General features: G+C 64.9%; 26 protein-coding genes. 15 read left to right on the top strand and 11 right to left on the bottom strand.

The genetic code is table 11. The features are described 5' to 3' along the window. Nucleotides 1-8: 8 nt before the first annotated feature. On the bottom strand, nt 9-497 hold the full coding sequence (locus U1769_RS00945) for a protein-tyrosine phosphatase family protein (RefSeq protein WP_332710897.1): 489 nt from the start codon (nt 495-497) through the stop codon (nt 9-11). A gap of 228 nt (nt 498-725) precedes the next feature. Between U1769_RS00945 and U1769_RS00940 the strand changes: the two genes are divergently transcribed. Further along, a complete protein-coding gene (locus U1769_RS00940) occupies nt 726-2354 on the top strand; it encodes a saccharopine dehydrogenase family protein (protein WP_332710896.1) in 1629 nt (542 codons plus the stop codon). Between the two features lie 10 nt (nt 2355-2364). Here the strand turns inward: U1769_RS00940 and U1769_RS00935 are convergent, their stop codons facing one another. Then, nucleotides 2365-2907 (bottom strand): GNAT family N-acetyltransferase, encoded by a 543-nt coding sequence (locus U1769_RS00935; protein WP_332710895.1) that lies wholly within the window; start codon nt 2905-2907, stop codon nt 2365-2367. 183 nt (nt 2908-3090) lie between these two features. Here U1769_RS00935 and U1769_RS00930 point away from each other — a divergent pair, with 183 nt between their 5' ends. The 3 genes from U1769_RS00930 (at nt 3091) to U1769_RS00920 (ending at nt 6093) form a co-directional block, all read left to right on the top strand. Then, a complete protein-coding gene (locus U1769_RS00930; RefSeq protein ID WP_332710893.1) occupies nt 3091-4389 on the top strand; it encodes a cation:proton antiporter in 1299 nt (432 codons plus the stop codon). Between the two features lie 19 nt (nt 4390-4408). Beyond that, nucleotides 4409-5407 carry a M28 family peptidase gene (locus U1769_RS00925; RefSeq protein ID WP_332710891.1) on the top strand — a complete coding sequence of 333 codons (999 nt, stop codon included), beginning with the start codon at nt 4409-4411 and terminating at the stop codon, nt 5405-5407. Nucleotides 5408-5496: 89 nt separating this feature from the next. Further along, complete coding sequence (locus U1769_RS00920) at nt 5497-6093, top strand: hypothetical protein (RefSeq protein WP_332710889.1); 597 nt, start codon at nt 5497-5499, stop codon at nt 6091-6093. Nucleotides 6094-6174: 81 nt separating this feature from the next. Here the strand turns inward: U1769_RS00920 and U1769_RS00915 are convergent, their stop codons facing one another. The 3 genes from U1769_RS00915 to U1769_RS00905 all read right to left on the bottom strand — a co-directional run bounded on the left by U1769_RS00915 (nt 6175) and on the right by U1769_RS00905 (nt 8425). Continuing rightward, the gene (locus tag U1769_RS00915) at nt 6175-6420 is read right to left on the bottom strand and encodes a type II toxin-antitoxin system ParD family antitoxin (RefSeq protein ID WP_332710888.1); all 246 of its coding nucleotides are present in this window, start codon (nt 6418-6420) and stop codon (nt 6175-6177) included. 431 nt (nt 6421-6851) lie between these two features. Beyond that, nucleotides 6852-8084 carry an esterase-like activity of phytase family protein gene (locus U1769_RS00910; RefSeq protein WP_332710886.1) on the bottom strand — a complete coding sequence of 411 codons (1233 nt, stop codon included), beginning with the start codon at nt 8082-8084 and terminating at the stop codon, nt 6852-6854. Between the two features lie 29 nt (nt 8085-8113). Continuing rightward, a complete protein-coding gene (locus tag U1769_RS00905) occupies nt 8114-8425 on the bottom strand; it encodes a hypothetical protein (protein ID WP_332710884.1) in 312 nt (103 codons plus the stop codon). A 193-nt stretch (nt 8426-8618) separates the two neighbouring features. Between U1769_RS00905 and U1769_RS00900 the strand changes: the two genes are divergently transcribed. From U1769_RS00900 to U1769_RS00875, 6 genes are all read left to right on the top strand, one after another. Beyond that, entirely contained in the window at nt 8619-9146 is a 528-nt protein-coding gene (locus U1769_RS00900) for a hypothetical protein (RefSeq protein ID WP_332710883.1), read from the top strand. Beyond that, nucleotides 9143-9493: a hypothetical protein gene (locus tag U1769_RS00895; RefSeq protein ID WP_332710881.1), complete on the top strand. Its 351-nt coding sequence runs from the start codon at nt 9143-9145 to the stop codon at nt 9491-9493. The genes U1769_RS00900 and U1769_RS00895 overlap by 4 nt, the downstream gene beginning before the upstream one ends. 105 nt (nt 9494-9598) lie before the next feature. After that, complete coding sequence (locus U1769_RS00890) at nt 9599-9853, top strand: hypothetical protein (RefSeq protein WP_332710880.1); 255 nt, start codon at nt 9599-9601, stop codon at nt 9851-9853. Nucleotides 9854-10170: 317 nt separating this feature from the next. After that, on the top strand, nt 10171-11247 hold the full coding sequence (locus U1769_RS00885) for a Glu/Leu/Phe/Val family dehydrogenase (protein ID WP_332710878.1): 1077 nt from the start codon (nt 10171-10173) through the stop codon (nt 11245-11247). Beyond that, the gene (locus tag U1769_RS00880) at nt 11244-11498 is read left to right on the top strand and encodes an ACT-like domain-containing protein (RefSeq protein WP_332710877.1); all 255 of its coding nucleotides are present in this window, start codon (nt 11244-11246) and stop codon (nt 11496-11498) included. Before U1769_RS00885 ends, U1769_RS00880 begins: the two co-directional genes overlap by 4 nt. A gap of 239 nt (nt 11499-11737) precedes the next feature. Then, nucleotides 11738-12418, top strand: coding sequence for a glycine-rich domain-containing protein (locus U1769_RS00875; RefSeq protein WP_332710875.1), 681 nt, complete (start codon nt 11738-11740; stop codon nt 12416-12418). A gap of 72 nt (nt 12419-12490) precedes the next feature. Here the strand turns inward: U1769_RS00875 and U1769_RS00870 are convergent, their stop codons facing one another. From U1769_RS00870 to U1769_RS00860, 3 genes are all read right to left on the bottom strand, one after another. Beyond that, on the bottom strand, nt 12491-13789 hold the full coding sequence (locus tag U1769_RS00870) for a surface lipoprotein assembly modifier (protein WP_332710874.1): 1299 nt from the start codon (nt 13787-13789) through the stop codon (nt 12491-12493). 3 nt (nt 13790-13792) lie between these two features. After that, nucleotides 13793-14725: a transferrin-binding protein-like solute binding protein gene (locus tag U1769_RS00865; protein ID WP_332710872.1), complete on the bottom strand. Its 933-nt coding sequence runs from the start codon at nt 14723-14725 to the stop codon at nt 13793-13795. 388 nt (nt 14726-15113) lie between these two features. Further along, nucleotides 15114-15737, bottom strand: a complete 624-nt coding sequence (locus U1769_RS00860; protein ID WP_332710871.1) for a hypothetical protein — start codon at nt 15735-15737, stop codon at nt 15114-15116. Between the two features lie 20 nt (nt 15738-15757). Here U1769_RS00860 and U1769_RS00855 point away from each other — a divergent pair, with 20 nt between their 5' ends. Beyond that, complete coding sequence (locus U1769_RS00855; protein ID WP_332710869.1) at nt 15758-16453, top strand: hypothetical protein; 696 nt, start codon at nt 15758-15760, stop codon at nt 16451-16453. A gap of 148 nt (nt 16454-16601) precedes the next feature. On the opposite strand, the gene U1769_RS00850 is transcribed toward U1769_RS00855, so the two are convergent. After that, nucleotides 16602-17360, bottom strand: coding sequence for a hypothetical protein (locus tag U1769_RS00850; protein ID WP_332710867.1), 759 nt, complete (start codon nt 17358-17360; stop codon nt 16602-16604). Nucleotides 17361-17777: 417 nt separating this feature from the next. Further along, nucleotides 17778-18212, bottom strand: a complete 435-nt coding sequence (locus U1769_RS00845) for a hypothetical protein (protein ID WP_332710865.1) — start codon at nt 18210-18212, stop codon at nt 17778-17780. A 112-nt stretch (nt 18213-18324) separates the two neighbouring features. Here U1769_RS00845 and U1769_RS00840 point away from each other — a divergent pair, with 112 nt between their 5' ends. Next, nucleotides 18325-18912 carry a hypothetical protein gene (locus U1769_RS00840; protein WP_332710864.1) on the top strand — a complete coding sequence of 196 codons (588 nt, stop codon included), beginning with the start codon at nt 18325-18327 and terminating at the stop codon, nt 18910-18912. A 384-nt stretch (nt 18913-19296) separates the two neighbouring features. Continuing rightward, nucleotides 19297-19914, top strand: a complete 618-nt coding sequence (locus tag U1769_RS00835; protein WP_332710862.1) for an SOS response-associated peptidase — start codon at nt 19297-19299, stop codon at nt 19912-19914. A gap of 136 nt (nt 19915-20050) precedes the next feature. On the opposite strand, the gene U1769_RS00830 is transcribed toward U1769_RS00835, so the two are convergent. Beyond that, complete coding sequence (locus U1769_RS00830; protein ID WP_332710860.1) at nt 20051-20569, bottom strand: hypothetical protein; 519 nt, start codon at nt 20567-20569, stop codon at nt 20051-20053. A 321-nt stretch (nt 20570-20890) separates the two neighbouring features. On the opposite strand from U1769_RS00830, the gene U1769_RS00825 reads away from it, so the two are divergent. Next, on the top strand, nt 20891-21517 hold the full coding sequence (locus U1769_RS00825) for a DNA-processing protein DprA (protein ID WP_332710858.1): 627 nt from the start codon (nt 20891-20893) through the stop codon (nt 21515-21517). Continuing rightward, nucleotides 21517-22182, top strand: coding sequence for a phosphoribosyltransferase (locus U1769_RS00820; protein WP_332710856.1), 666 nt, complete (start codon nt 21517-21519; stop codon nt 22180-22182). Before U1769_RS00825 ends, U1769_RS00820 begins: the two co-directional genes overlap by 1 nt. Nucleotides 22183-22241: the final 59 nt, after the last annotated feature.

The raw sequence follows: 22241 nt of genomic DNA, 5'->3' as shown, positions 1-22241 counted from the left end.
TAGGGCTATCACGCGCCAGCCAGCCGGTCTCGGAAATCCGCCACCCAGCGGCGCTGGTCCTCGGTATCCGGCACGGCGACGCCCCGCGCCGAACGGATCAGGGTGAAGGCACCTTCCGCATCAAGTCCGTCAAGCGCCAGCAGCGCCGCGGCCATCAACGCGGATCGGCCGATGCCGGCGCGGCAATGAAATGCGACTGGCCTCCCCGCTTCGCGTATCTGGCGCAGGAATGTCAGCGCGTCCCGGCGATCGGGCATGCCGCGATCCGGAATCGGAAAGGACAGGAACGCGATGCCGCGCGCACCGCACAGGGCGCGCTCGCGCTGAAGGCCGAGCTCAGCCGCCTCATCCGGTTCGAGCAGGCTGACGACGAGGCCGATCCCCGCGCTAAACCAATGGTCGATTTCGTCCTCGAGCCAGTCGCCCGCGCGCGGTCGCGCGGCGATCGCGATGCGCTGCGCAAAGGGGTGCTCGATCCAGTAGATGTCGGATGCCATGCAGGTTCCTGAGGCTGGAGCGGTAAGGGTTGAATCGGCGCCAACCGACGCGCCCGCTTCATCTTCTCTTTGTTCCCCGGCGAAGGCCGGGGTCCAGTTGGCGGGACGATCATGATGAAGCGCCGCGCGCCGTTACGACAACCTCTCCGTCCGGAACTCTTTGCCGGGGAACAGACTGCCGCACGAATGTCGGTTCGATTTAACGCTTGGCGTACTACAGGCGTCGGCGTGAGCCGGATTCTGATTCTCGGGGGATATGGCGGCTTCGGCGCGCGGCTGGCGCGCCGGTTGGCTGGACGGCGCTATCATATCCTCGTCGCCGGCCGCAATGCGGAGAAGGCGCGCGCCTTTTGCGCCGGACTGCCCGGTACCGAGCCGGTGGTCGCCGACCGGGAAGGGGATGTCGCCGCCCTGCTGGCGGCGCAGCGCCCGGACCTGCTGATCGATGCGGCCGGGCCGTTCCAGCACAGCGACTATCGCGTGCCGCTCGCCTGTATCGAAGCGGGCGTGCCCTATCTCGATCTCGCCGACGGGCGCGCCTTCGTGACGGGCATCGGTGCGCTCGATGCCGCGGCGCGGGAGGCCGGTGTCGCCGTCGTCGCGGGCGCATCGAGCGTGCCGGCGCTGTCCGGCGCGGTGGCGCGGCATCTCGCCGCGGGCACGGCGCGCGTAACGCAGGTCGAGGTCGCGATCAGCGCCTCCAACCGCGCGACGGCCGGCCCTTCGGTCGCGGCCGCGATCCTCTCTTATGTCGGGCGGCCGGTCCGCCTGTGGCGCAACCGCCGCTGGACGCGCGGCTGGGGCTGGCAGGAACTGCGGCGCGAGAGCTTTGCCGTTACGGGCGTGCCCGAAATACGGGGCCGCTGGGTCGCGCTGGCCGAAGTGCCCGATCTCGATCTGCTGCCCGCCATGCTCCCAGGCCGCCCGGCGGTGACCTTCCGCGCCGGCACCGAGATTTCGCTGCAGACGCTCGGCCTGTGGCTGCTGAGCTGGCCGATCAGGTGGTTCGGCCTGTCGGCGGTCCCGCTCGCGCCGCTGCTGCTCCCGCTGCAACGCCTGACGAGCATCCTTACCAGCGACCGTTCCGCCATGTCGGTCCACCTGACCGGGGAGGATAGCGAGGGTTTCGTCGAGCGCCGCTGGACGCTGATCGCTCAGCATGGCGACGGCCCCGAGATCCCGACGCTGGCCGCTGCCCTGCTCGCCGAGGAAATACTGGCCGGCCGGCTCCCCGCCGGCGCGCGCGATGCCGGGTCGCTGCTCGATCTCGCGCAGTTCGAGTCGATCTTCGCCCAGCTCGCGATCCGCCACGCAACGGTCGAGCGTCGTTTGCCGCCGCCGCTCTATCGGCGGGTGATGGGGCCAGCCTTCGATGCGCTGCCCGAGGCGGCCCGCGCGTTGCATTCGGTCTGCCGCGACGGCGGGGCGCAAGGGCAGGGGCGGGTCGAGCGCGGCACCGGCCTGCTCGCGCGGGCGATCGGGGCAATCATGCGCTTCCCCCCGACCGGCAGCTATAAGCTGCACGTCGCCTTTGCCGAGCAACACGGCGTCGAGACCTGGACGCGCCGGTTCGGTCCTCACGCCTTCACCAGCCGGCTGCGACAGCGGGGTGTGCGCCTGGTCGAACGCTTCGGCCCGCTGCGTTTCCACTTCGATCTGCCCTCGAACACGGATGGCCTCGAGATGGTGCTGCGGCGCTGGACCTGCCTCGGCATCCCTCTGCCGCTGGCGCTCGCCCCGCGCATCCAGGCCCGCGAATGGCAGGACGGCGATCGTTTCCGCTTCGACGTTGCCATCGCGCTGCCGCTGATCGGGCTGGTCGTGCACTATGACGGGTGGCTGCTTCCCGACGCCTGACCACCCCCGTTCAGCTGAGCAAGGGCCCTGCGGCGAAATCCGCCTTCGCGATCGCATAGGTGACGTGGCGGATCACGGCGTCGCCCATCCGATATTCCTGCACCCGGTCGGTCAGCACGCCGCCGATCTTCTCCACCGCCCGGCGCGATCGGAGATTGTCCTCGCCGATGCGAAAGATGACCGTTTCATACGTCCCGAACGCGTGCGTCAGCATCAGCCGCTTCATCTCGCGGTTCCACCCGCCGCCCCAGCGGTCGCACGCGAGGAAGGTCCAGCCGATCTCCACTTCGCCCGGTTCGGCGAACCGCTCCGAATAGCGCGAGAAGCCGAAGACGGTGTCATTGGCCCGGTCGACCGCGACCAGCCCGCCGCGATCGGCCAGGGCTTCGTCGAAAAAGGCGCGGAACACCGGCTCGCGATACCGCTCGCGCATCGGGTGCATCGCCCAGATGGCTGGATCCGCCGCCACCGCGAACAAGGCGTCCCAATCCTCCGGCACCTGCGGCCGGAGAACGAGCAGGTCGCCGGACAGCACCGGCTGGAAATTGAACATGGACGGCCCCTTTTCGAAACGTTGCGCATCCAGCACAAAGCCGCGGGATCGGCAAATCCACATTGCTGTTAGCGTTCACATCCTTCTTGCAACGCGCGCCGATCCAGATCAGCATGGCCCCGGTGGCAGCGTTGTCACTGGGGAGATTCGCCGGAACAGGCGAACGACGAAGGGGTGGACAGCATGACGCCAGCGCAGCTCAGCATTGCCTTTTTCCTGCAGATGGCGCTGATCATCGCTGCCTGCCGCGGCGTCGGCTGGCTGGCGAAGCGCTTTCTCGGCCAGCCGCAGGTGGTCGGCGAAATGATCGCCGGCGTCATCCTCGGCCCGTCGCTGTTCGGCCTGCTCGCGCCCGATCTTCAGGCGGCGATCTTCCCCAAGGAATCGAAGGCAGTGCTGTTCGTCGTCGCGCAGCTCGGCGTCGGCCTCTACATGTTCATCGTCGGCCTTGGCTTCCAGGCCCGGCATTTTCGCAGCAACGCGCGCAGCGCCGGGGCCGTATCGCTCTCGGGCATGGCCGCGCCGTTCCTCGTCGCCGTGCTGCTGGCACCGTGGCTGATCGGCATTCCCGGCCTGTTCGCGCCGCAGATCACGCAGGTCCAGGCGACCCTGTTCATCGGCGCGTGCATCGCGATCACGGCCTTTCCGATGCTCGCCCGCATCATCCATGAGCGCGGGCTGAGCGGCACCCCGCTGGGCACGCTCTCGCTCTCCGCCGGCGCGATCGACGATGCCGGCGCCTGGACGGTGCTGGCCGTGGTGCTGGCGAGCTTCGGCGACGGCCCCGGCGTGGCGATCAAGGCGATCGTCGGCGGCGTGGCGTTCGTCGCCTTCATGCTGATCTTCGGCCCGCGCCTGCTCGCCCCGCTCGGCCGCATCGCGGAGCGGGAAGGGCGGATCAACCCCAACCTGATGGGCTTCACGCTGATCCTGTTCATGGCCTCGGCCTTCGCGATGGATTCGATCGGCATCCATGCCGTGTTCGGCGGCTTCATCCTCGGCACGGTGATCCCGCGCGGCTTCTTCGCCGACGAGCTGAAGCGCCAGATCGAGCCTTTCGCGGTGGTCGTGCTGCTGCCGACCTTCTTCGTCTTTTCCGGCCTCAACACGCAGCTCACCATGGTCGACAATCTCTCGCTGCTGGCGGTGACATTGGTGATCCTCGCCGCGTCGATCCTCGCCAAGGGCGGCGCCTGCTGGGCCGCCGCACGCCTGACGGGCCAGGACAATCCGACCGCGCTCGGCATCGGCGCGCTGATGAACGCGCGCGGACTGATGGAACTGATCATCATCAATATCGGCCTGCAGCGCGGCATCATCGGCCCGGCGCTGTTCTCGATGCTGGTGCTGATGGCGATCGTCACGACCCTGATGGCCTCGCCGCTGTTCGAGCTCGTCTACGGCCGCAAGGCGCGCGAGCGTGGCGACCTCGGCGGGCTGAATGAAGTGGACGACGTGTCCGCAGTGCCGGTACCGCGCTAGCCGACCACGGGGGGCGACGATGATCGACATTCGGGCCAGGCTAGTTGCTCTGGCGATCATCGCCGCGCTCTTCGCGTTGCCGGTCGTCGCGCTGCTCTGGATGACGGCGGTGCCCGGCGTCTCCCATGACGGCCCGCTCCCGCCGCTCACCGTGGACGAGGCGCGCCTCGCCACGCGCCTGCGCGGGCATGTCGTCGCCATCGCCAGCACGCCGCACAATGTCGAGCATCCGATCGAGCTCGAACGCGCCGCGCGCCATATCGAAGGGGCGCTGGCGTCGATGGGCTATGCCGTGCGCCGCCAGTCGTTCAGCGCCGGCGGGGAACGCGTCCGCAATATCGAGGTGGTGGTCGATCCCGCCCGTCCCGACGCGGAGACGCTGGTGATCGGCGCACATTACGACAGCGCCTATGAGGCGCCGGGCGCCAACGACAATGCGACCGGCACCGCCGCGGTGATCGAGCTGGCCCGCACCTTGGCCGATTTGCGCGGCAAGGCGGCGCTCCGCCTGCGACTCGTGCTGTTCGTGAATGAGGAGCCGCCCTGGTTTCAGACTCCGCTGATGGGCAGCGTCGTCTATGCCGCGCAGCTGAAACGCACCGGGGAGCCGGTGCTCGGCATGATCAGCCTGGAGACGATCGGCTATTACAGCGATCGGCCGCACAGCCAGCATTATCCCTGGCCGCTTGCGCAGCTCTATCCCGATACCGGCAATTTCGTCGCGTTTGTCGGCACCACCGGGTCGCGCGGCTTCGTGCGCCGGACGGTCGGGTCGTTTCGCTCGGTCGCGCGCTTCCCGAGTGTCGGCGGGACCGCGCCGGGTTTCATCCAGGGCGTCGACTGGTCGGATCACTGGGCCTTTGCCGGCGAGGGCATGCCGGCGCTGATGGTCACGGACACCGCCCCGTTCCGCTACCCCCATTATCACAGCCTCGCCGACACGCCCGACAAGATCGACTATGACCGGCTTGCGCGGCTGGTTGCGGGGCTGGACCGGACGATAAGGGTAATGCGCTAGTCCGCGTCGGGGTGTCTCGGCCTTGTCCGGGTGCGCGTCTCGGCTAGACTGACGCTGCGGCACGGGCCGGAAAACGGGGAGGACAGGGCATGACGATCGATCCTGTTGCGCGACACTACCGACTGGTGTTGCCGGCCATCCTGCTCGTCGCCTTGCCGGGCATCGCGCCGGCCCAGATGCCGCGGCCAGAAGCCCGCGCCGCGCCCGAGCTGCGCGACGGCGCGCATGATTTCGATTTCGAGTTCGGCCGGTGGAAAGCGCATGTCGCGCGGCGGCTGAAACCGCTGACCGGATCGACCACATGGGTCGAGTATGACGGCCTGTCGGTGGTGCGGCCGGTGTGGGGCGGCCAGGCCAATCTGGGCGAGCTCGCTGTCGCTGGCCCGGCCGGGCGGATCCAGGGCATGAGCCTGCGCCTCTATGACGCCAGCGCACGCCAGTGGAAGATCCGCTGGGCCAACAGCGCCGACAGCGAGCTTGGCGCGCCGATGGTCGGCAGCTTCGCGAACGGGCGCGGGCTGTTCTACAATCAGGAGGCGCTGAACGGCCGGGCCATCCTGGTGCGCTTCATCTTTTCGAACATGGCGGCCACCAGCTTCCGCATCGAGCAGGCCTTTTCGGACGATGGCGGCCGGAACTGGGAGGTGAACTGGATCTCCGACTTCACCAGGCTGCCGGACCAATAGCTTCGCCCCATTGGCGGAGTGTGTAACGACCGATCGTCTTGAGGTCTTCGAACGCGCGCGGGGTGACGCGAAACGATCGCGTCATTCCTCGTCCAGAGCCGCGATGATGCGATCGGCCGAATAATCTTCGACGAAATCGCCGTTCCGAGCCTGCGCCGCGCCCTGGGCCAAATGCAGGCGCAGCGTGTCGAGCCGCATCTTCTGCTCCTCCAGCGCCCGCAAGGCGTCCCGGACAACCTCGCTCGCCGAGCCGTACCGCCCACTGCCGACCTCTTTGCGAATGAAGACTTCCCAATGTTCGCCCAGGCTGAGACTCGTATTTGCCATGCGGCTACCTCCTATATTCAAATTCACTATATATGAATACACCGAGTTGTCACAACGGCGGCGGGGCTTGGACTCATCGATCGATCCCTTGTGAGGTCACTAGAGAGCACGCTCGCCGCCGTTAGGAGCCCTGGCATACAGTGGTAACGCTACCAGTTGCACTTTATGTATGCCGCAATGCAATATTTGCACTTGCGAGGAAATCTGCTGCAGTGCACAACGACTGTGCCTTTCAGGCATCCTCTCCTAAAACTTTCACGGCCGGTCTCGTACCGGCCTTTTTTTTGTCCGCGAATCGGCTATGAGGACTCGCCGTCGTATCGCCTGACGATAAAAGAAACGCGCAGGAGCGGAAAGCCGCCGGTAAGACCGGCACTGGCGAAACGACAGCGCGGGGGATCGAGCAGCCAAGGGCGCTCTCCCCCGCTACTTCATTCCAGCTTGGTCCCATCTGGCAGATCGATGTGCCAGAACTGCGTCGCCACGCCGTCCACCCCGAAATCATTGTCGTTGACCAGCAGCAGCGTGCGTGGCGACAGCAGGGCGATGCCCTCCAGGTCGGCGCCGATCTCCGCATGGTCGTCGGTCGAGAAGATCAGGGTCTTGGCCAGCGCGGGCAGGGAGTCCCCGGCGGCGCTGCGCTGCTCGATCGTCGGCCGAGTCGCGATATCGCGCTCGTTCGGATCGAGCGCGCCGGTTTCATCGAGCGTGACCGCATAAAGCTTGGCCGTCGCCGATCCCCGCTCGAGCACCAGCAGCCGGCCGGGCGCGATCACTGCGATGTCGCACAGCTTCAGGTCGGCCCGGTCGACATCGCCGATCGCCGAGTCGCGCCGGAAGCTGCCGGGCTTGTCGAGCCGGTAGAGAAACTCCGCCGTCACCGCGCCCGTCGCGGTATCGATCACCCACAGCCGCACATGGCGCGCACGGCGATGCGCCGCTTCGTCGGGATGGGCGAGCGGACTCTGGAACGCGCAATAGAGCCGGGTGCCGTCGACCGAGAGCGCCAGCGCCTCGAACCCACGATTGAGCTGCCGGTGCGCGGCGATCGCCGGGAGCGACTCGACCACTGCATAATCGGCGCCAGCAAAGGCCGCCCCGCTTCCGCGCGGCACATGCCGGGCCAGCACCGTTCCGTCCTCCGCGACGTGCAGCAGCGAGGGGCCATATTCGTCCGCGATCCAGAAACTGCCGTCCGCCGCCGCGGCGATGCCCTCGGTATCGGCGCCGGACGGATCGGGCGCGAGCCGCGCGGCGGCCAGATCGAAGGCGGGCTCGCTGAACGGACCCGGCACCGGCAGCCCCGACAGCGGCCGGCCGCTCCGATCGCGCAGCGGAATCGTCCGGACGCACGCCACCCGCCCATCCGATACGTGGAGTTCGGAAATCGCCGGCCCGATGCCGGGAAAGGGCATCAGCTTGGCGCCCGCCAGGCCGGCATGCCGCCGCAACTGCTCGAGCCCATAGCGCTCGATGGCGAACGGCAGCTTGAGATTGGGCCCGCGGTCCCCGATCGCCCACACGCGTTCCACCGCGTCGCCGGCACGCCGCGCCAGCCCGGAGCCGAGCCCGCGCGTAACGCGTAGCGTGCCGCCCGGCAGATCGAGCGAGCCGAGCAGCTCGTCGACATAAGCGAGGCGCGTGGCGCGGAGTGAATCAGTCATCGCAAAGCCTTCCGATCGGGAACGCCCTATCAGGTCGCGGCCGTCCGGTCGCGGGGCAGGGCCGCCGGCGCGGCATCGGCGCAAGCCTCGTCGAACCGGTCGGCGGCCAGATGCTCGCGGTGGTCAGGCCCGGCCACGCGCACCCATTCCACGATCAGCATCGCATCGCCCGCATCGTTCTGCCGCCGCACGGACGCGATCAGCGGCGGGCTGGTGCGCAGCAACAGCACCGCGCGCCCGTCGGCCACCGGCGTGAAGATGAGATAGCGCCCCCCGTCGATCGCCTTGCGCGCCGCCCCGTGGAGCCCGCGCGCCGCGCCCGGCAGGAAGGCCAGCGGCACGGCGCGCCGCTTCCTCCTGAAAATAGAACGCGGCAACCCACGACCCCTATCGTTGTGCTGCCTACGACCCCCCGATCGACAATGCTTGGCTCAATAGCGCCGAGCCTGTGCCACGCATTGATGGAAAGCAAGATCGGTCGATTCACTTTTAACGCGAATCGGGCGATTGCGGCTGCTCTTCAGGGAGGACAGCATGGCCGGCACCGATCCCCTTCGCGCATGTCACCCGGCGACGCGCCGCCAGGCAGGCTATGCCGCCTGGACCGACGATCCCGCCATCCCGGTCCTGTTCGAGATCCTGCGCGATCTGGATGCCGCCGCCGCCCGGCTGGACGCGCTGCGCCACGATCGGCCGGATCTCGGTGCCGGGGCGGTGGGCGGCGATATCGGCACCGTCGCCACCCTCTTCGAGCGTTGCCCCGATCGATCCTACGCGCTCGGCTGGCGCACCCGCGGCAATGGCGGCGCGTGTGCCGCCCTGTGGGAACTGCTCGCCGCGCGCCGCGATGCCTGGATCTCGGCCCGGCTTGCGGCGGAGGGCGGGGGCCGGAACGCCCGCCGCGCCGCGCTTTGCGCTGCGGCGATCCCGGTCGATATCGCCTGGCGCCGCTTCGCCGCCGCGCATCCGGGCGGCCGGAACCGCGCCTGCGCATTTTCGTCTTCGCCAGCAGCGCCGATTCCTGCGACACAGGCGGCATCAACCACGGAGTCGCCGCGATGAAGATGCTGATGCCCGCAAGCCTGCTCCTGGCGCTCGCCGCCTGCGGCCAGCCCGCGCCGCAGCAGCCGGCCCCCACCCCGAGCCCCAGCCCGACCGACAAGACCGATTATCTCGCGCGGATCGAGGCGCTCGCGCCGAAGCAGCGCGATGTCGTCTTCTACCGCGCGCTGGAGGATGCCGGCAGCGATTGCCAGGCCGTCTCCGGCTCGACGCGCCGCGCGCCGGTCGAGGGGCGCCCGGCCTGGACGGCGCAGTGCGAGGATGGCCGCGTCTGGGTCGTCATCCTGCACGACAATGGCATGATGCAGGTCGCGACAGACGGCCCGGCCAAGCCCGCCGCGCGCTGAGCGCGCCTTGCCGCAACGCCGGGCTGCGCCGCCCTCCGGCCTGTGCTATGGTTAATCCAGGCGCCACGCCGTCCTCAGCGATGCGCCGAGCGAAGGAGGAATCGCATGCCTGCCCCCACGCCTGAGAGCCCCGCACACGGGTCCGGACCGGAACAGGATCACGCGCCATTCGATCTGATGCTGCAGACCATGTATCTGTGGCAGGCCCCGATGATCCTCGGCGCGGCGTGGTGGAATCATCTGATGCCGGGCTGGCCGGCGCATACCGCCTTCGGCCGCCACCAGGTGCATCACGATGCCCACGCCCAGCTCGTCGTGCCCGAACCGATCGAGGAAACCGGCGAGAATCTCCTGGCCTGATCCGAGATTCGCGCCTGATGTGAAAATTGTTGGGGATTTTTTCATCCGCCCCGTATAGGCAGGCGCAGCGATCACGATCGCAAACGGAGACGCGTTCGATGCACGGCCAGGATGCAGCGCTGGGGAAACGGGCGGTTCACGCCCTGCTTCCGCTCGCCCGCATGCGCCGCGCCACTCTTTGCATGTCGACTCGACTTATGATCCGGACCCGAATTACGACCGGGCAGATCCTCTCGATCTGACCCACAGGTCTGGGCGCTGGCGCGGGACGCATCCGCCACGCCCCTCAACAGATTCAGGTTTTCCGGAGTATCTCCATGGACTTTCGACATGCGCATGATGCGCATCCGCCCGAACACCTCGTTCGCCTGCACGATTCCGCCACCGGCCTCGACGGCGTCATCGCCCTTCACTCCACCAATCTCGGCCCGGCCGCCGGCGGCTGCCGGTTATGGACCTATCCCGATCCCGCCGCCGCGATCGGCGATGCCCTCCGCCTCGCCGAGGGCATGAGCTACAAGAATGCGCTCGCCGGCCTCCCGCTCGGCGGGGGCAAGGCGGTGCTGCGCCGGCCCGACGGCGATTTCGATCGCGTCGCCCTGTTCCGCGCCTTTGCCGAGGCAGTCGAGCAGCTCGGCGGCCAATATGTCACGGCGGAGGATGTCGGCACCACCGTCGGCGACATGGCGGAGGTCGCCCGCCACACCCGCCACGTCGCCGGCCTGCCGCCGCGCCCCGGCCAGCCCGGCGGCGATCCTTCGCCCTGGACGGCGCTCGGCGTGTTCCGCGCAATGCAGGCCGCCGCCGAACACCGGCTCGGTCGGCCGGTCGGGGAGTGCACCGTCGCGATCCAGGGCCTCGGCTCGGTCGGCGCGGCGCTCGCCGGGCTGCTGCACCAGGCCGGCGCCCGCCTGATCGTCGCCGAGCCGCGCTCCGCCGTCGCCGCCGCGGTCGCGACGCGAACCGGCGCCGACATCGCCTCGCTCGCCGGCGTGCTGGAGGCGCGCTGCGACATCTTCGCACCCTGTGCGCTGGGCGGCGTGCTCACCGCGCGGACCATCCCGAAGCTGCGCGCGGCGATCGTCTGCGGCGCCGCCAACAACCAGCTCGGCAGCGCGGAGGACGGCGCGCTGCTGGCCGATCGCGGCATCCTCTACGCGCCGGATTATGTCGCCAATGCCGGCGGCATCATCAATGTCTGTGCCGAATATCTCGGCTGGAGCGAGGCTGAGGTCTCGGCGCGCATCGATGCCATCCCCGATCGCCTGCGCGGGCTATGGGCCGATGCGGACCAGGCCGGCATCGCCGTGAACCTCGCCGCCGATCGCCTGGCCCGCGCCACGATCGCGCGCGGCCGCGCCCCGGCGCGCGCCGAGGCGCTGGCCACGTCATGACGGCGGAGGCGGTCGCGCGGTACAAGCTGCGCGGCATCGACGATCCCGAACTCGTGCCGCGCGTCTTCGGCCAGTTCGCGCGGTGCGGGCTCGTCCCGGGCTTCGCGCTGGTCCGGCGCTATGCCGGGCAGATCGGCATCCAGATCGAAACCACCGGCGTCGACGCGCACGGCGCCGAGATCCTGGCCGAGACGCTCCGCGCGCAACTGCTGGTCGAGGAGGTGGCGCTGGTCTTCGAGCTGCCGGGGTAGGGTGGCGGGCCCGGCCCACCACCCCCGTTCGCCCTGAGCCTGTCGAAGGGCCGCCCTTCTTGCTCGGTGAGGGCGGCGCCGACAGACGCGCTCGCGTCGTCTTCTGCTCCCCCGCGGACTGCCCTTCATAATATTGAAACAATTTCATACTAAGTTAGTGGGAGATGGAAAAGAACAGCTCCGCGCATCTGGCGCGAGGGGTCCTCATCGGGAGGATCGAAACCCTGGCCATAGGCCAGATGGATGCGGCCCTGAGCTTCGAAGGGAGGCTGGCCGCAGAGAACGGATGGACCGGAGCCTTTGCGGTCCGGGTCGCCCGGGAATATCGCCGCTTCCTTGCCCTTATGGCCCTGAGCGACGAGCAGCTTACGCCTTCGGATGCGGTCGACCAGGCGTGGCATCTGCACATGGTGTACACGCGGGACTACTGGCACGGCCTGTGCCGCGATATCGTCGGGCGCGACATGCATCACGAACCGACGGCCGGCGGCCCGGAGCATCGGGAGCAGTATCGCAACCGATACAGCCATACCCTTGAACTCTACCGCGCCACCTTCGGCACCACGCCGCCCGCCGACATCTGGCCCGCACCCGCTGAACGCTTCTCCGCCCGGTTCCAGCGCGTGGATCTGACAAGGACCATCCTTCTCGACGCGAGGATCGCGAGATGGATCGGGCCGGGTGCCGCCGGACTGGCGGTGGCCGGCCTTGCCGCAATGCAGGGCCTGGCCGCGGTGCTGTCGATCGGCGTGGTCATCGTCCTTATGCTCCTGTCTTCCTCATGGAACACCCGCAGGTCCGGCCGCCGCACCAGGCCCGGTTCCGACGGCTGCACCGCGGACTTCAGTTTTGGCGATGGTGGCGACGGTGGCGACGGGGGTTGCGGCGGGGGCTGCGGCGGAGGATGTGGCGGTGGGTGAAAATCGCCTCGCAACGGGCGGACGCCGCCGGTTGGTCGCTCAGCCGAAGCGGGAAGTCGTTGCACGCAGCCATCAGAATTCGCGGGAAAGCGCGAACTCGATGCGGGTGCGCTTGAAATCGTAAAGCCCGATGGTCGATCGGCTTTCCGATCGCGTGACCCGGATCACCGGAGACAGCTCCTGGAAGCGCCAGCGGCCCAGCAGCACGCCCGCCGTCGCGTCGAGCCGCCAGTCGCGGCGCGCTTCCGGAAACAGCTGCAGCCGCGCATCGGCCACGGTGCGCGATCCGGAGAGCTGAACGAACACGGTGCTGCGCCCGATGCGCCGCGCCGCGAGCAGGTCGAGGCCGCCGGTGGTCAGCGCATAACCGGGGTCGTTCGCATCCTGCCGGTTGATGCGCGCGCCGATACGCCCGCTCAGGCGTGAACCGAATGCCTTGTCCAGGGAGAGGCTGGCATCGTAGAAAGTGCCGTCCTGCTGATCGACGCGAAAGTCGTTTGCGGCAATCGTCGTCTCCAGTTCCAGCTGCGCGGTTCGCCCGATCGGCCGCAACAGGTTGAGCGTCCCGCCATATCCCTTGGAATAGGGATCGGCGCCGTACCAGCGGCGCGTCGCCAGGGCCGCGGGCCGCACGCGCATGCGCTCGATCTGGAATTCCGGGCCTGAGGCGAGAGAGGCCGAGACGTCGTTGAAGCGGCGCTTGCCATACAGGTCCGCACGGCCGCTGAGGCGGGTGAGCCAGCCCTGCTTGCCAAGCGCCGCTCGCCAGAATCCCTGGCCCGACAGCGCCAGGCCGACACCCGAACGCGCCTGGGCGGAGGGGCTGAGCGGCAGATCGTCGATCACCGTCTCGATCGTGTTGCGGCTGGTCGAGGCGTTGATGTTGCTGTCGGGCGCGATCGCGATTTCGAAGGTGGCGCCGACTGGCCGGCGAGACCGCAGCGCGGTCGCGAACTGGTCGACCGCACGGGCAACGTCGTCGGGCAGGCCGACGGCCCCGGCCGTGCGCAGCTCGCGCCGCGCCCCCGCCTCGTCGCCGGTCAGCGCCAGAAGCCGCGCAAGATCCAGCCGTACGCGGTTCGCATCGGGCTTTTCCGCAAGGATCGCGCGATAAAGGGCGATCGCCGCCGCACGATCGCCAAGCCGTTCGTGGATCTGCGCGAGGCGAAACCGCGCTTCGGCACGATACTCGCCGTTCGGATCCCCGGCGAGCGCGCGAAGAATCGCGATCGCCTCCGCGGTCCGGCCCGCGGCGACGTGTTCCGCGGCGATCGCGAACAAGGCTTGCGCCGACAGGCCGGTAACGCAGGGCTGTCCGTTGCACTGCGCCACCGCCTGGCCCGCCAAGGCGAGCCAGGCGGGAACGAGCACGGCCTAGTTCTTGCGGCCGACGACGGCGCCGGTGCCGAAGCCGCTATTGCCGACGATCGAAAACACGCCGCCCACCTCGGCTGCCTGAGGGCCATAAAAGGCACCGGTAAGCCCGGCGCGATAGCCCTGGGCATTGGCGGTGCCGTTGCCACTGAAGCGGTTGGTGCCTGACTGGATCGCCGCGTTCACCGTCTGGGTGCCGAAGGTCTTGGTGCCCCCGCTGACCACGTTGGTGCCGACCGGCGTCATCGAAAACGCGACCGTAGCGGCGGCAAAGTCAGCCGTCAGGCTGCTGGTACCGCCGAGCGCGTAGACGCCCGAGGGATCCGCGAACTGGCCGTCCAGAGTCGTCCGGTAGCTTGCCGTGCCGGTGCGCGGCATATCCGATGCAGCGGTTGCGACGCCAAAAGTGAAGAAGGCCGTGTCCACGTCGATCGAGCTGCCCCGGTCAGTGATGCTCTGCTGGGCGCCGTAGCTGACATAGGTCAGCGCCAATGTCGGATTGCCGCTGCCGGGATTGAACAACGCAAAATTGTCCTGACGCGAACCGCTGGTCTTCTGGTAGGCGGTGACCGTCGCATTGGACGAGGCGGCGACCCTGTCGCCCGAGCTGAAGGTGACCTGCGGCACGACGGAGCCGACCAATGTGTAGGAGGCCGCGCCGGCATCGTAGCGGACCTGGCCCGCATCGGACGTACTGACGGGAGTGGATGTCCGCGAAGTCGCGGCGCCCGCCGGCCGTGTGATGGAATATTGAATCACGCCCGTGGGCGAGAAGGCAAATGTCTCGCTGAACTGGAGCGAAGCCAGCGAGCTGTTGGTCTGCGCGGCCGGCGGGGGCGGGGGTGTCGAGCTGAGGCCTCCGCCGCCGCCCCCGCCGCAGGCAGAGAGAGCTACCGTTGAAAGCAACGCCAAAGGAGCGACGATCCCACGCATATATTTTCCCCTCTTTTCAGGTTGGTAGGATATCGATCCCTATAAATTTGTAAAGCCGGGGTATTGGGGAATCGCTGCACGCCGATCGTCGCGGAAACCGCACTATTATGTCGGTACGGGGATTGAGGGGATGCCAGCGGGCGCCCAGGAGCTCCCCCTTCTGCTTCCCCGGCGAAGGCCGGGGTCCAGTTGGGCGACGATCATGGCGAAAGGGTCAGTTCTTTTCGGATCGACGCCTGAGGAACGCGCGGGCGAATGCTTCTGGCGTCTCCGTCTTGAGCGCAAGGTCGCCAAAGCCAGGGCTGCGATGGTAGCGACGGTGGCTGCGGCGGTGACAGAATCGCCTCGCGACAGGCCCGAAAGCTGCCGGCTGGTTCGCGGGGTGCGATCAGCCAAAGCGAGGCCAGAAGGTAGCGACGATCACCGTAACGCCAAGGGCGGCATCGACGATCAGGCGGAGCCCGGCGCCAAATCGCGAACGAGGCCGGTACAGGAGAAACGCCTTGTGAATCGCCGCGACCACGAACAGCAAAAGGACGATCGCCAGCATCGTCGCGACGACGACAGAATACCGTATCCAGCCAACCGGCCCGGACACCAGATAGGGTGCGATCAGCAGGAAGGCCGTCATCGCCGCCGCGCCGCGGCCCATCAGCAAGCGGCCGGTCGCTTCCGCCAGGAAGATGAGCGCGATCGACACCGCGAGAGCGGCAAGGATGATGCCGGTCGTCGATGATGGCAACAGGCGCTGAATGCCCATGAACGGCAGCATGAACATCGGCACGATGATCAGGACAGCCAAAGCGAGATAGAGCGCCCGGCGCCAGCCGCCCTCGATCCGGATCGGCGCCCTGAACAGCGGCGGCGGTGCGGCCGCGATCCCCGAACGCAGGATCGCCGCCATCCAGTTCGCATCAAGGACCAGGACGCACGCGACGATGGTCGCGGTCAGCGTCTTGGCGATGGTCCAGAGTGGGCCGGACATGGCGAACAGAGTGCCGGTATCGCTCACCCGTCGCGACGCCGTCCGACGTGCCGGATGAAGGATATTTTCGGGCCCATGGCAGCTCTGTAGGGCGGAAAGCTGCCGGGCGGCAAACCACCAGGCCGATCGGTTCCGGCGTCAGCCAGTGCGCACGACGCGCGCTCGTCCCGGGCTTCGCGCCGGTCCGGCGCTATGCCGGGCAGATCGCCATCCAGATCGAAACGACCGGCATCGACGCGCACAGCGCGGAGATCCCGGCGGAGACGCTCCCCCCGCAACTGCTGGTCGAGGAGATGGCGCCGGTCTTCGAGCTGCCAGGATGGAGCGTTGCGGGCTGGCCCGACCCACCACCTCCGTTCGCCCTGAGCTTGTCGAAGGGCCGTCCTTCCTGCTCGGTGATGGCCAACGCGAACAGTCGCGCGCGCTTCTTCCACCTTCCGCTTCCCCGGCGAAGGCCGGGGTCCAGTTGGGGGACGATCATGGCGAAAGGGTCAGTTCTTTTCGGATCGACGCTTGAGGAACGCGCGGGCGAACGCTTCGGGCGTCTCAGTCTTGAGCACAAGATCGCCAAAGCCCAGATCGATTTTGCCGCCTGCGCATACGTACCGCGAGGTCTGATACATCGGCGTTCCCTGTTTCAAGGGGTTCCACTTGGTGGCACCCGAAAGGCCGCCATCCGGATTGCCGGCGTCCAGGTACCGAAATGGCGCGCCTGCACAGTCGAAATCGACGTGGAGGCGTAATGAGGTGGCCTGGCTGACCGCGGAAAGGACGGCGGAGCTAGTCGCGGGACCGGCCTTGATGCTGGTTCGACCATCGCGCTTTCCTCGTAATCCATATCAGTGTCACGCCGTTAAGGCGCCGAAATGATCCATTGTAACTAGACCGTGCCTACCCCTTTAAGCTGGGAACGAACTTCTTCGGGTCAGCATCATATTCTAATTTTTGTTTATCGTAGAATGATTGGTCGCTTAATAGAGCCCTCATATATTTTTCCTGCATGTGAATCGCTACGGAAAAAAGAATTATTAGTCCAATCGCCGCAAAAAAGCCAACTAATGGGGCCCATGTATCTAGAAAATCATAAAATGGCGAAGTACTTGTTCCATAATAAGTTCCACCACTAGGAGTAGCGTAACTTGTTTCAAACGGTCCAACACTAGAGTATGACTTCAAAGAATCCGGCGTCAATAGAGTGCTGAACGAGTATGTAGCCCACAAGTAGACTCTCACCTTTTCTCCTGGCTTAATATTTGGAATAGGTATGTCATTCTTGCCAGTAATGAATTGTCGCTTATTACCGTCATCCGTAACTATTAAGGTATCCGGTCGTGATCCATCTTCCAACCTAAAGTGGACGTTCTCTGCTATGGTGTCGCCTTTATTCAGCAACTCCATCGACATAAATTTGTAAATGTCGGGATTGAAAAAGGTATCGTGCCGGCTTTGATTTTCCCGAGCGTCGTCTGAAGGTTTTTCTTCCTCGATTCCGACTTTGGTTGGGCGCTCCATCCACCGGCTAAGCTGTATGTCCGCCATTATCGCCCTTTGAGGGAAGATGGCTTTAACAATTGGTTCAAGGTAGCCTGCTAAGATCGTGGTAAGTATCAATAATATTAATGCTGTGGCGATGCTCCCGAACCATCTCATTTCTTCCCCCTAATATCCGCCCATATTTGCCCTGTTTTGTCGCAAACTTGCGCAAGCCGGTTGTCGTTGTCCCAATCGGACCGATAGGCCGCCTGCCTACGGGTTAATTGCCAGCATGATAGATCGCCGTGCTTGCCCGCGACAAGCGCCAAGGTCCGCCCATATCGATCTATCCCAACGCGCTTGATCCTAAGGGGTCCCATTGCCGCGCGTTCCAAGCTGCGGGCGCTTGCAACCGGATCACCGGGCACACAGGCCCGCCCTAGCCGGCAATGACCCGGAAGCTCGGGGGCGTCGATCCCAAGCAACCTGACTCGTTCTCCCGCACAGTTGAGGGTATCACCGTCTATTACCCGGCAAGCTACTTGCTGAGGCCCTACCCCAGCTATTGCTGCGGCCGTTGCAAGCGCGATCCAGCTATTCATTCGGCTTAACTTCCTCGTACACGATACGTAGCGGCTTCCCATCGAGTGGCGGATAGGGGAAGCCCAATGCTGGGGAATCTCGGGTTATCCAGAGGTTGTCTAAAACCGCTGCCCATTCGATTGCTGTAGCACGGCGGGCGGGGTTACTCTCCTTGGGGTTGCTACTCGCTATCGCCTGCTTCCGCCCCTTGGGCAGCCCTTTAGCGAGGCTGGCGACCATAGCTGTTAACTCGTCGTTGGAGAGCGTGGGACCACCTTCTTCCGACTGAAAGACGCACTTGTAGAAGGCCCTCACAACCCGCTCCGCTGCCCGCTCGTAGATGGAAATGCTAGTGCCCCTGGCTAGATCGCTTCTCATGCTCGGGGTCCAACTCCTTAAGCCTGAGAAGATGAGATAGGCGAGTTCGTCCGTGGCGACATGTCGCATGGTTGGCTCCGAATCGATGGGAACCTAACCTAGCCAATCTTGCAATTTGTTCTAGTTATGTTCTTATGGTGCCAATGGCGACTCGTAGCCGAGTCGAGCTTGGAGACGACACATGGAACTGTATGACGGACAGGAGCCCGATGGCTTCGATTGGAGCGAGGCGCTGTGTAATGCCGGGGTGCCGCCGCGCTTCGTGGACCTGTCGCACCTTACATTGGAAGAACAACGGGCTCGGCATGAGGCGCGAGAGCAGGCAGCTATCGCAGTTGCCACCACTATAGGGCTACCCATTGAGGCTGACTCGCAGGGCCGCCCCGTCCTAGCCCCACCGGTACCAATCGACCTGCAACGTGAGATCGACGCGGTCCCAATCGCCAAAGCTCACTTGGATTGGGTGGCGCGGGTAGTGTCTGCCATTCCTGAGGACATGCGCTACGCGGGCGTCTTCTCGGCATATTCGGCTAACGAGTGCGTCGAGGAGCATGGCCTTAAGGCACCATTGGCGGGTGCGGCTCTGGCAGCGCGGGCAGTAGCGCTTTGCCGTTGGCGTGATGCCCACGACCCCCAGCAAGCTGCATACCAGGGCGCGGTGCTTGAAGCCGCTGCACGAACCCCTGTGGTTTACACCGATGGGTTGCCGGGATTCGATCCAGCCGTGTTTGGCGAGCTTGTCGAGTTCCTAACAGATATGCCCTACTAGCTGCCGGTGCGTGGCCCGTTACAAAGATGGCTTAAAGGTCGCCACTCACATTTTTGAGGCAGCGGCTTGGCAATATCGGGTCAAAGTTTCCTGCGCGCGTTGCCTGCATAGCTCAGTCTTCGACGCGCATCAGCTTTGGTGGCTATTCCAAAGTCGTGGATGGGATGACTCATTGGTCGAGGCAAGGAAGCGCTTCTGGTGCCGTGGTTGTGCCGCGATAACGCGGAAGCGGGTAAAGGCGGCTAAGCTAGAGCTTGTGCGGGATGAGGCCGAGAACCACGGGCTGCCCTTTCCTGATGAGGGGGCATGGAAGAGGGCAGTTAGCCGCTATCGGTCGTAGGCTTACGCACTTCCCAACAATGAAAGTTGAGGTATGGTTCACTCATGTGCAACCTCTACAATCTCAAGGTAACGCGAGCGGAGATAGTCGCGTATTTCGAAGCTAATGATGATTGGCGGCAGGATCTAGAAAAGGATTACGTATCCCCCAGTCGCGAAGGGCTGGTGGTTACGTCGGCTGAAGGGACCCGATCACTCACTGGCATGCGATGGGGCTTTCCCCATTGGCAGCCCGGCCAGAAAGAGGTGGTCAACGTTCGCAACTATGGGTCGTCGTTCTGGAGGTCAGCACTCAAGAATCCGGAGCGCCGCTGTCTGGTTCCATTCACCGAATTTCAGGAATGGTCGGTAGAGCCTGACCCGGTAACCGGTAAGAAGACCAAGCATTGGTTCTCAATCCCCTCTCGTCCAATTGGAGTTTTTGCAGGCGTATGGCGTCCCACCGACACCGGACCGCGCTTCGCGTTTTTGACGTGTGGCTATTCCACTGATCCGGATGCGGAGAAGGAAGCGGCGGCAGTGCACATAGTGGGCGCTATCCATCCAAAGGCGATACCGGTAATTTTGCATGACGAAGATTTTGATCGGTGGCTACAAGCGCCGATCGACGAGGCCTTAGGCTTAGCGTGCGCATTCCCTAGTCAGCTATTGTCAGTAAAGTAGAAAAACGAGAAAGTATGACTGATAATACCGCCCCGCTTGCCGATTGCGCATTTGACCACTCACCAAACGCTGGACAATTCCGTAACCGCTAGTGTCTAGCTGTGCCGGTCCGCGACGGATCAAGCTGGACTTGACGTTAGTCGGCTTCGTCCAGCCCACGCACAATTTCGCCAATCCGCTGGATCAGCGCGCCTTGCGTATCGGCAGCAGCCATCATCCGGTTCTGCGCCTCGCTTTCACCGCTCGATATCCCAACGACTGCGGTTTGGGACCGAAGCCGATCAGCCAATGCTCTGACTTCGTCGTCGCGAACTCGGCTGGCGAGCAACATGGTTTCCGTAATCAGTCGCAGATGATCGTTGGATAGATCGTCCGGAAGCCGCTGCCGCTGCCACTTGCCCGTCGTCCGGTGTGCCACAACGTCCTGATGGAGCGATGCGCCTGTGTTGCGCAGCAGCTTCTGCGAAGCTTCCTGAAGGGCTAACAGCGTCTGCCTTTGGAAATCAGTGCGGCGTGTCGCCAATCGTTCGCGCTGTTCCTCACGTCGGCGCTCACGGTCCCGCTCCGTCAAGCGTCGGTCAGCCAACCACGCCGCCAACATCGTCAAGACGCCACCGGTGATCACGCTTATGGTCGTTGCGAGCCAGCTAGCCATATCGGTCCTGCACGTCTCGTCCTCCCCGGAGAATTAGATCACCACGGCCTGCCAGAACAGTTCTTGCACGCGTTCGCTGTCTGTTCTATTTGGCAGCCGACTGCAACGATAATGCGGGCCCGGTTGATGATCGGAATACAACCTCTAAGATCGACCGACGCGAATCATCGTGTTGGGGGAGCAATGGGCGCGTATGTGATGGAAAGGGAGACACCGGCACGAATGCGCGGACCTCGTTATCACGCGCCCGAAGACGTTCGGCAGACTGATCTACGAGAGATCCTTAGCCGCTCCAATCGCGGGCAGCTTGAACCGAAGCAAATGAGCTTCCTTGATCGTGGCAAAGGCCCTGACGCAACGCCCCTGCCGATTTGGTATGCGGGCGATATCGATTTGGTCGAACGTCGCGCTATCGCTGTCATCGGAACGCGCGACGTAAGCGAAATTGGCCGCAAGCGTGCGAGCAAGTTTGCCCGCGAGTTGGTGGACCAAGGTATTGTTGTCGTGTCCGGCTTGGCGGCGGGTGTGGACGCGATGGCGCTGCAATCTGCAATCCACAATCAAGGACAGGTGATCGCCGTGATCGGAACACCGATCGATAAGGCATACCCGGCAGAAAACGCGCGACTACAAGAGGAAATCTACCGTGACCACCTTCTGATTTCGCAGTTTCCGATTGGGGAACGGACGTTCCCGTCAAGCTTCCCCGCGCGAAATCGAACGATGGCCGCTATCTCTGACGCCAGTGTGATCATCGAGGCATCAGAGACGTCAGGCACGCTCCACCAAGCTTCCGAATGCGTGCGCCTTGGTCGGTGGTTGGGCATCTCTAAGAGCGTTGCCGAAGACCCGCGTCTTGAATGGCCATCAAAATTCCGTAGCTATGAAAAGTGCATAGTGCTGGAAAGCACTGCCGAATTGGTCGAGCGGGTCTATAAGGGGTTGTGATGCGCCTTCATGGTCTATGCTATTATCGCGGAAACAGCGAAACTTGGACAACCAAGTTCCGCAAGGAGGACTGGGCAGCACGGAACCTCGTCAAAGCGATAAAGCATGAGGATTTTAAGGGCTACTCGGATATAAAAACTGGCAACTCAACCATCCGCATCGATAATACGGTCAGCGGTCGCAATCGGGCGTTGAACGCCGTTGCGGGTGCATTGGCCAACAAGATCAGCCAAGCGGGATATCAAAACGCGGCGGTGATCCCTATTCCATCGTCATCGCACGTCAATCCGAACGCGGTGTTCACCGGGCGCAGGATCGCTGAAGCGATCCGGGCTAAGAACGGTGCTTTCGTGTCCACGCCGGTCCTGTATTTCGATGAGCCATTGCAGAAGAGCGCGGGTGGCGGCGGCACGCGCAACGCGGGAGCAATCCAAGCGCATTTGCGGTTGGCAAATTGCCAGCTGCCGCCTTCGGTGGTGCTTCTGGACGATGTTTGTACGACCGGCGGCCACCTGAAAGCCGCCGCGCGATTTCTCGCGGAGCATGGCGTGGAAGTGCAAGATGCGTTCGTTATCGGACGCACCGTATGGGAGCAGCCAGACAACATGTTCGCTGTCCAAACGGAAGAAATGCAGACCACCAGCCTATTTGATTTCGACTTCTGACTGATCGATCATCATGGTGACCATCGACTCACTCGATGACGGGGGGTTACGGCGACAGT

Origin of the sequence: Parasphingomonas zepuensis (genome assembly GCF_036663735.1) — a bacterium.
In the GTDB taxonomy this organism is placed as follows: Bacteria; Pseudomonadota; Alphaproteobacteria; order Sphingomonadales; family Sphingomonadaceae; genus Sphingomonas.
This window is presented reverse-complemented; position numbering and strand designations above follow the sequence as displayed.

Coding starts and splice junctions, on each gene's coding strand:
- U1769_RS00910 (WP_332710886.1), bottom strand. CDS start 8,084: ATGACTGATTCACTCCGCGCCACGCGCCTCGCTTATGTCGACGAGCTG.
- U1769_RS00820 (WP_332710856.1), top strand. CDS start 21,517: ATGCGCCTTCATGGTCTATGCTATTATCGCGGAAACAGCGAAACTTGG.
- U1769_RS00830 (WP_332710860.1), bottom strand. CDS start 20,569: ATGGCTAGCTGGCTCGCAACGACCATAAGCGTGATCACCGGTGGCGTC.
- U1769_RS00915 (WP_332710888.1), bottom strand. CDS start 6,420: ATGGCAAATACGAGTCTCAGCCTGGGCGAACATTGGGAAGTCTTCATT.
- U1769_RS00850 (WP_332710867.1), bottom strand. CDS start 17,360: ATGAGATGGTTCGGGAGCATCGCCACAGCATTAATATTATTGATACTT.
- U1769_RS00890 (WP_332710880.1), top strand. CDS start 9,599: ATGCCTGCCCCCACGCCTGAGAGCCCCGCACACGGGTCCGGACCGGAA.
- U1769_RS00835 (WP_332710862.1), top strand. CDS start 19,297: ATGTGCAACCTCTACAATCTCAAGGTAACGCGAGCGGAGATAGTCGCG.
- U1769_RS00895 (WP_332710881.1), top strand. CDS start 9,143: ATGAAGATGCTGATGCCCGCAAGCCTGCTCCTGGCGCTCGCCGCCTGC.
- U1769_RS00825 (WP_332710858.1), top strand. CDS start 20,891: ATGAGCTTCCTTGATCGTGGCAAAGGCCCTGACGCAACGCCCCTGCCG.
- U1769_RS00935 (WP_332710895.1), bottom strand. CDS start 2,907: ATGTTCAATTTCCAGCCGGTGCTGTCCGGCGACCTGCTCGTTCTCCGG.
- U1769_RS00900 (WP_332710883.1), top strand. CDS start 8,619: ATGGCCGGCACCGATCCCCTTCGCGCATGTCACCCGGCGACGCGCCGC.
- U1769_RS00945 (WP_332710897.1), bottom strand. CDS start 497: ATGGCATCCGACATCTACTGGATCGAGCACCCCTTTGCGCAGCGCATC.
- U1769_RS00880 (WP_332710877.1), top strand. CDS start 11,244: ATGACGGCGGAGGCGGTCGCGCGGTACAAGCTGCGCGGCATCGACGAT.
- U1769_RS00885 (WP_332710878.1), top strand. CDS start 10,171: ATGGACTTTCGACATGCGCATGATGCGCATCCGCCCGAACACCTCGTT.
- U1769_RS00920 (WP_332710889.1), top strand. CDS start 5,497: ATGACGATCGATCCTGTTGCGCGACACTACCGACTGGTGTTGCCGGCC.
- U1769_RS00865 (WP_332710872.1), bottom strand. CDS start 14,725: ATGCGTGGGATCGTCGCTCCTTTGGCGTTGCTTTCAACGGTAGCTCTC.
- U1769_RS00875 (WP_332710875.1), top strand. CDS start 11,738: ATGGATGCGGCCCTGAGCTTCGAAGGGAGGCTGGCCGCAGAGAACGGA.
- U1769_RS00925 (WP_332710891.1), top strand. CDS start 4,409: ATGATCGACATTCGGGCCAGGCTAGTTGCTCTGGCGATCATCGCCGCG.
- U1769_RS00930 (WP_332710893.1), top strand. CDS start 3,091: ATGACGCCAGCGCAGCTCAGCATTGCCTTTTTCCTGCAGATGGCGCTG.
- U1769_RS00840 (WP_332710864.1), top strand. CDS start 18,325: ATGGAACTGTATGACGGACAGGAGCCCGATGGCTTCGATTGGAGCGAG.
- U1769_RS00845 (WP_332710865.1), bottom strand. CDS start 18,212: ATGCGACATGTCGCCACGGACGAACTCGCCTATCTCATCTTCTCAGGC.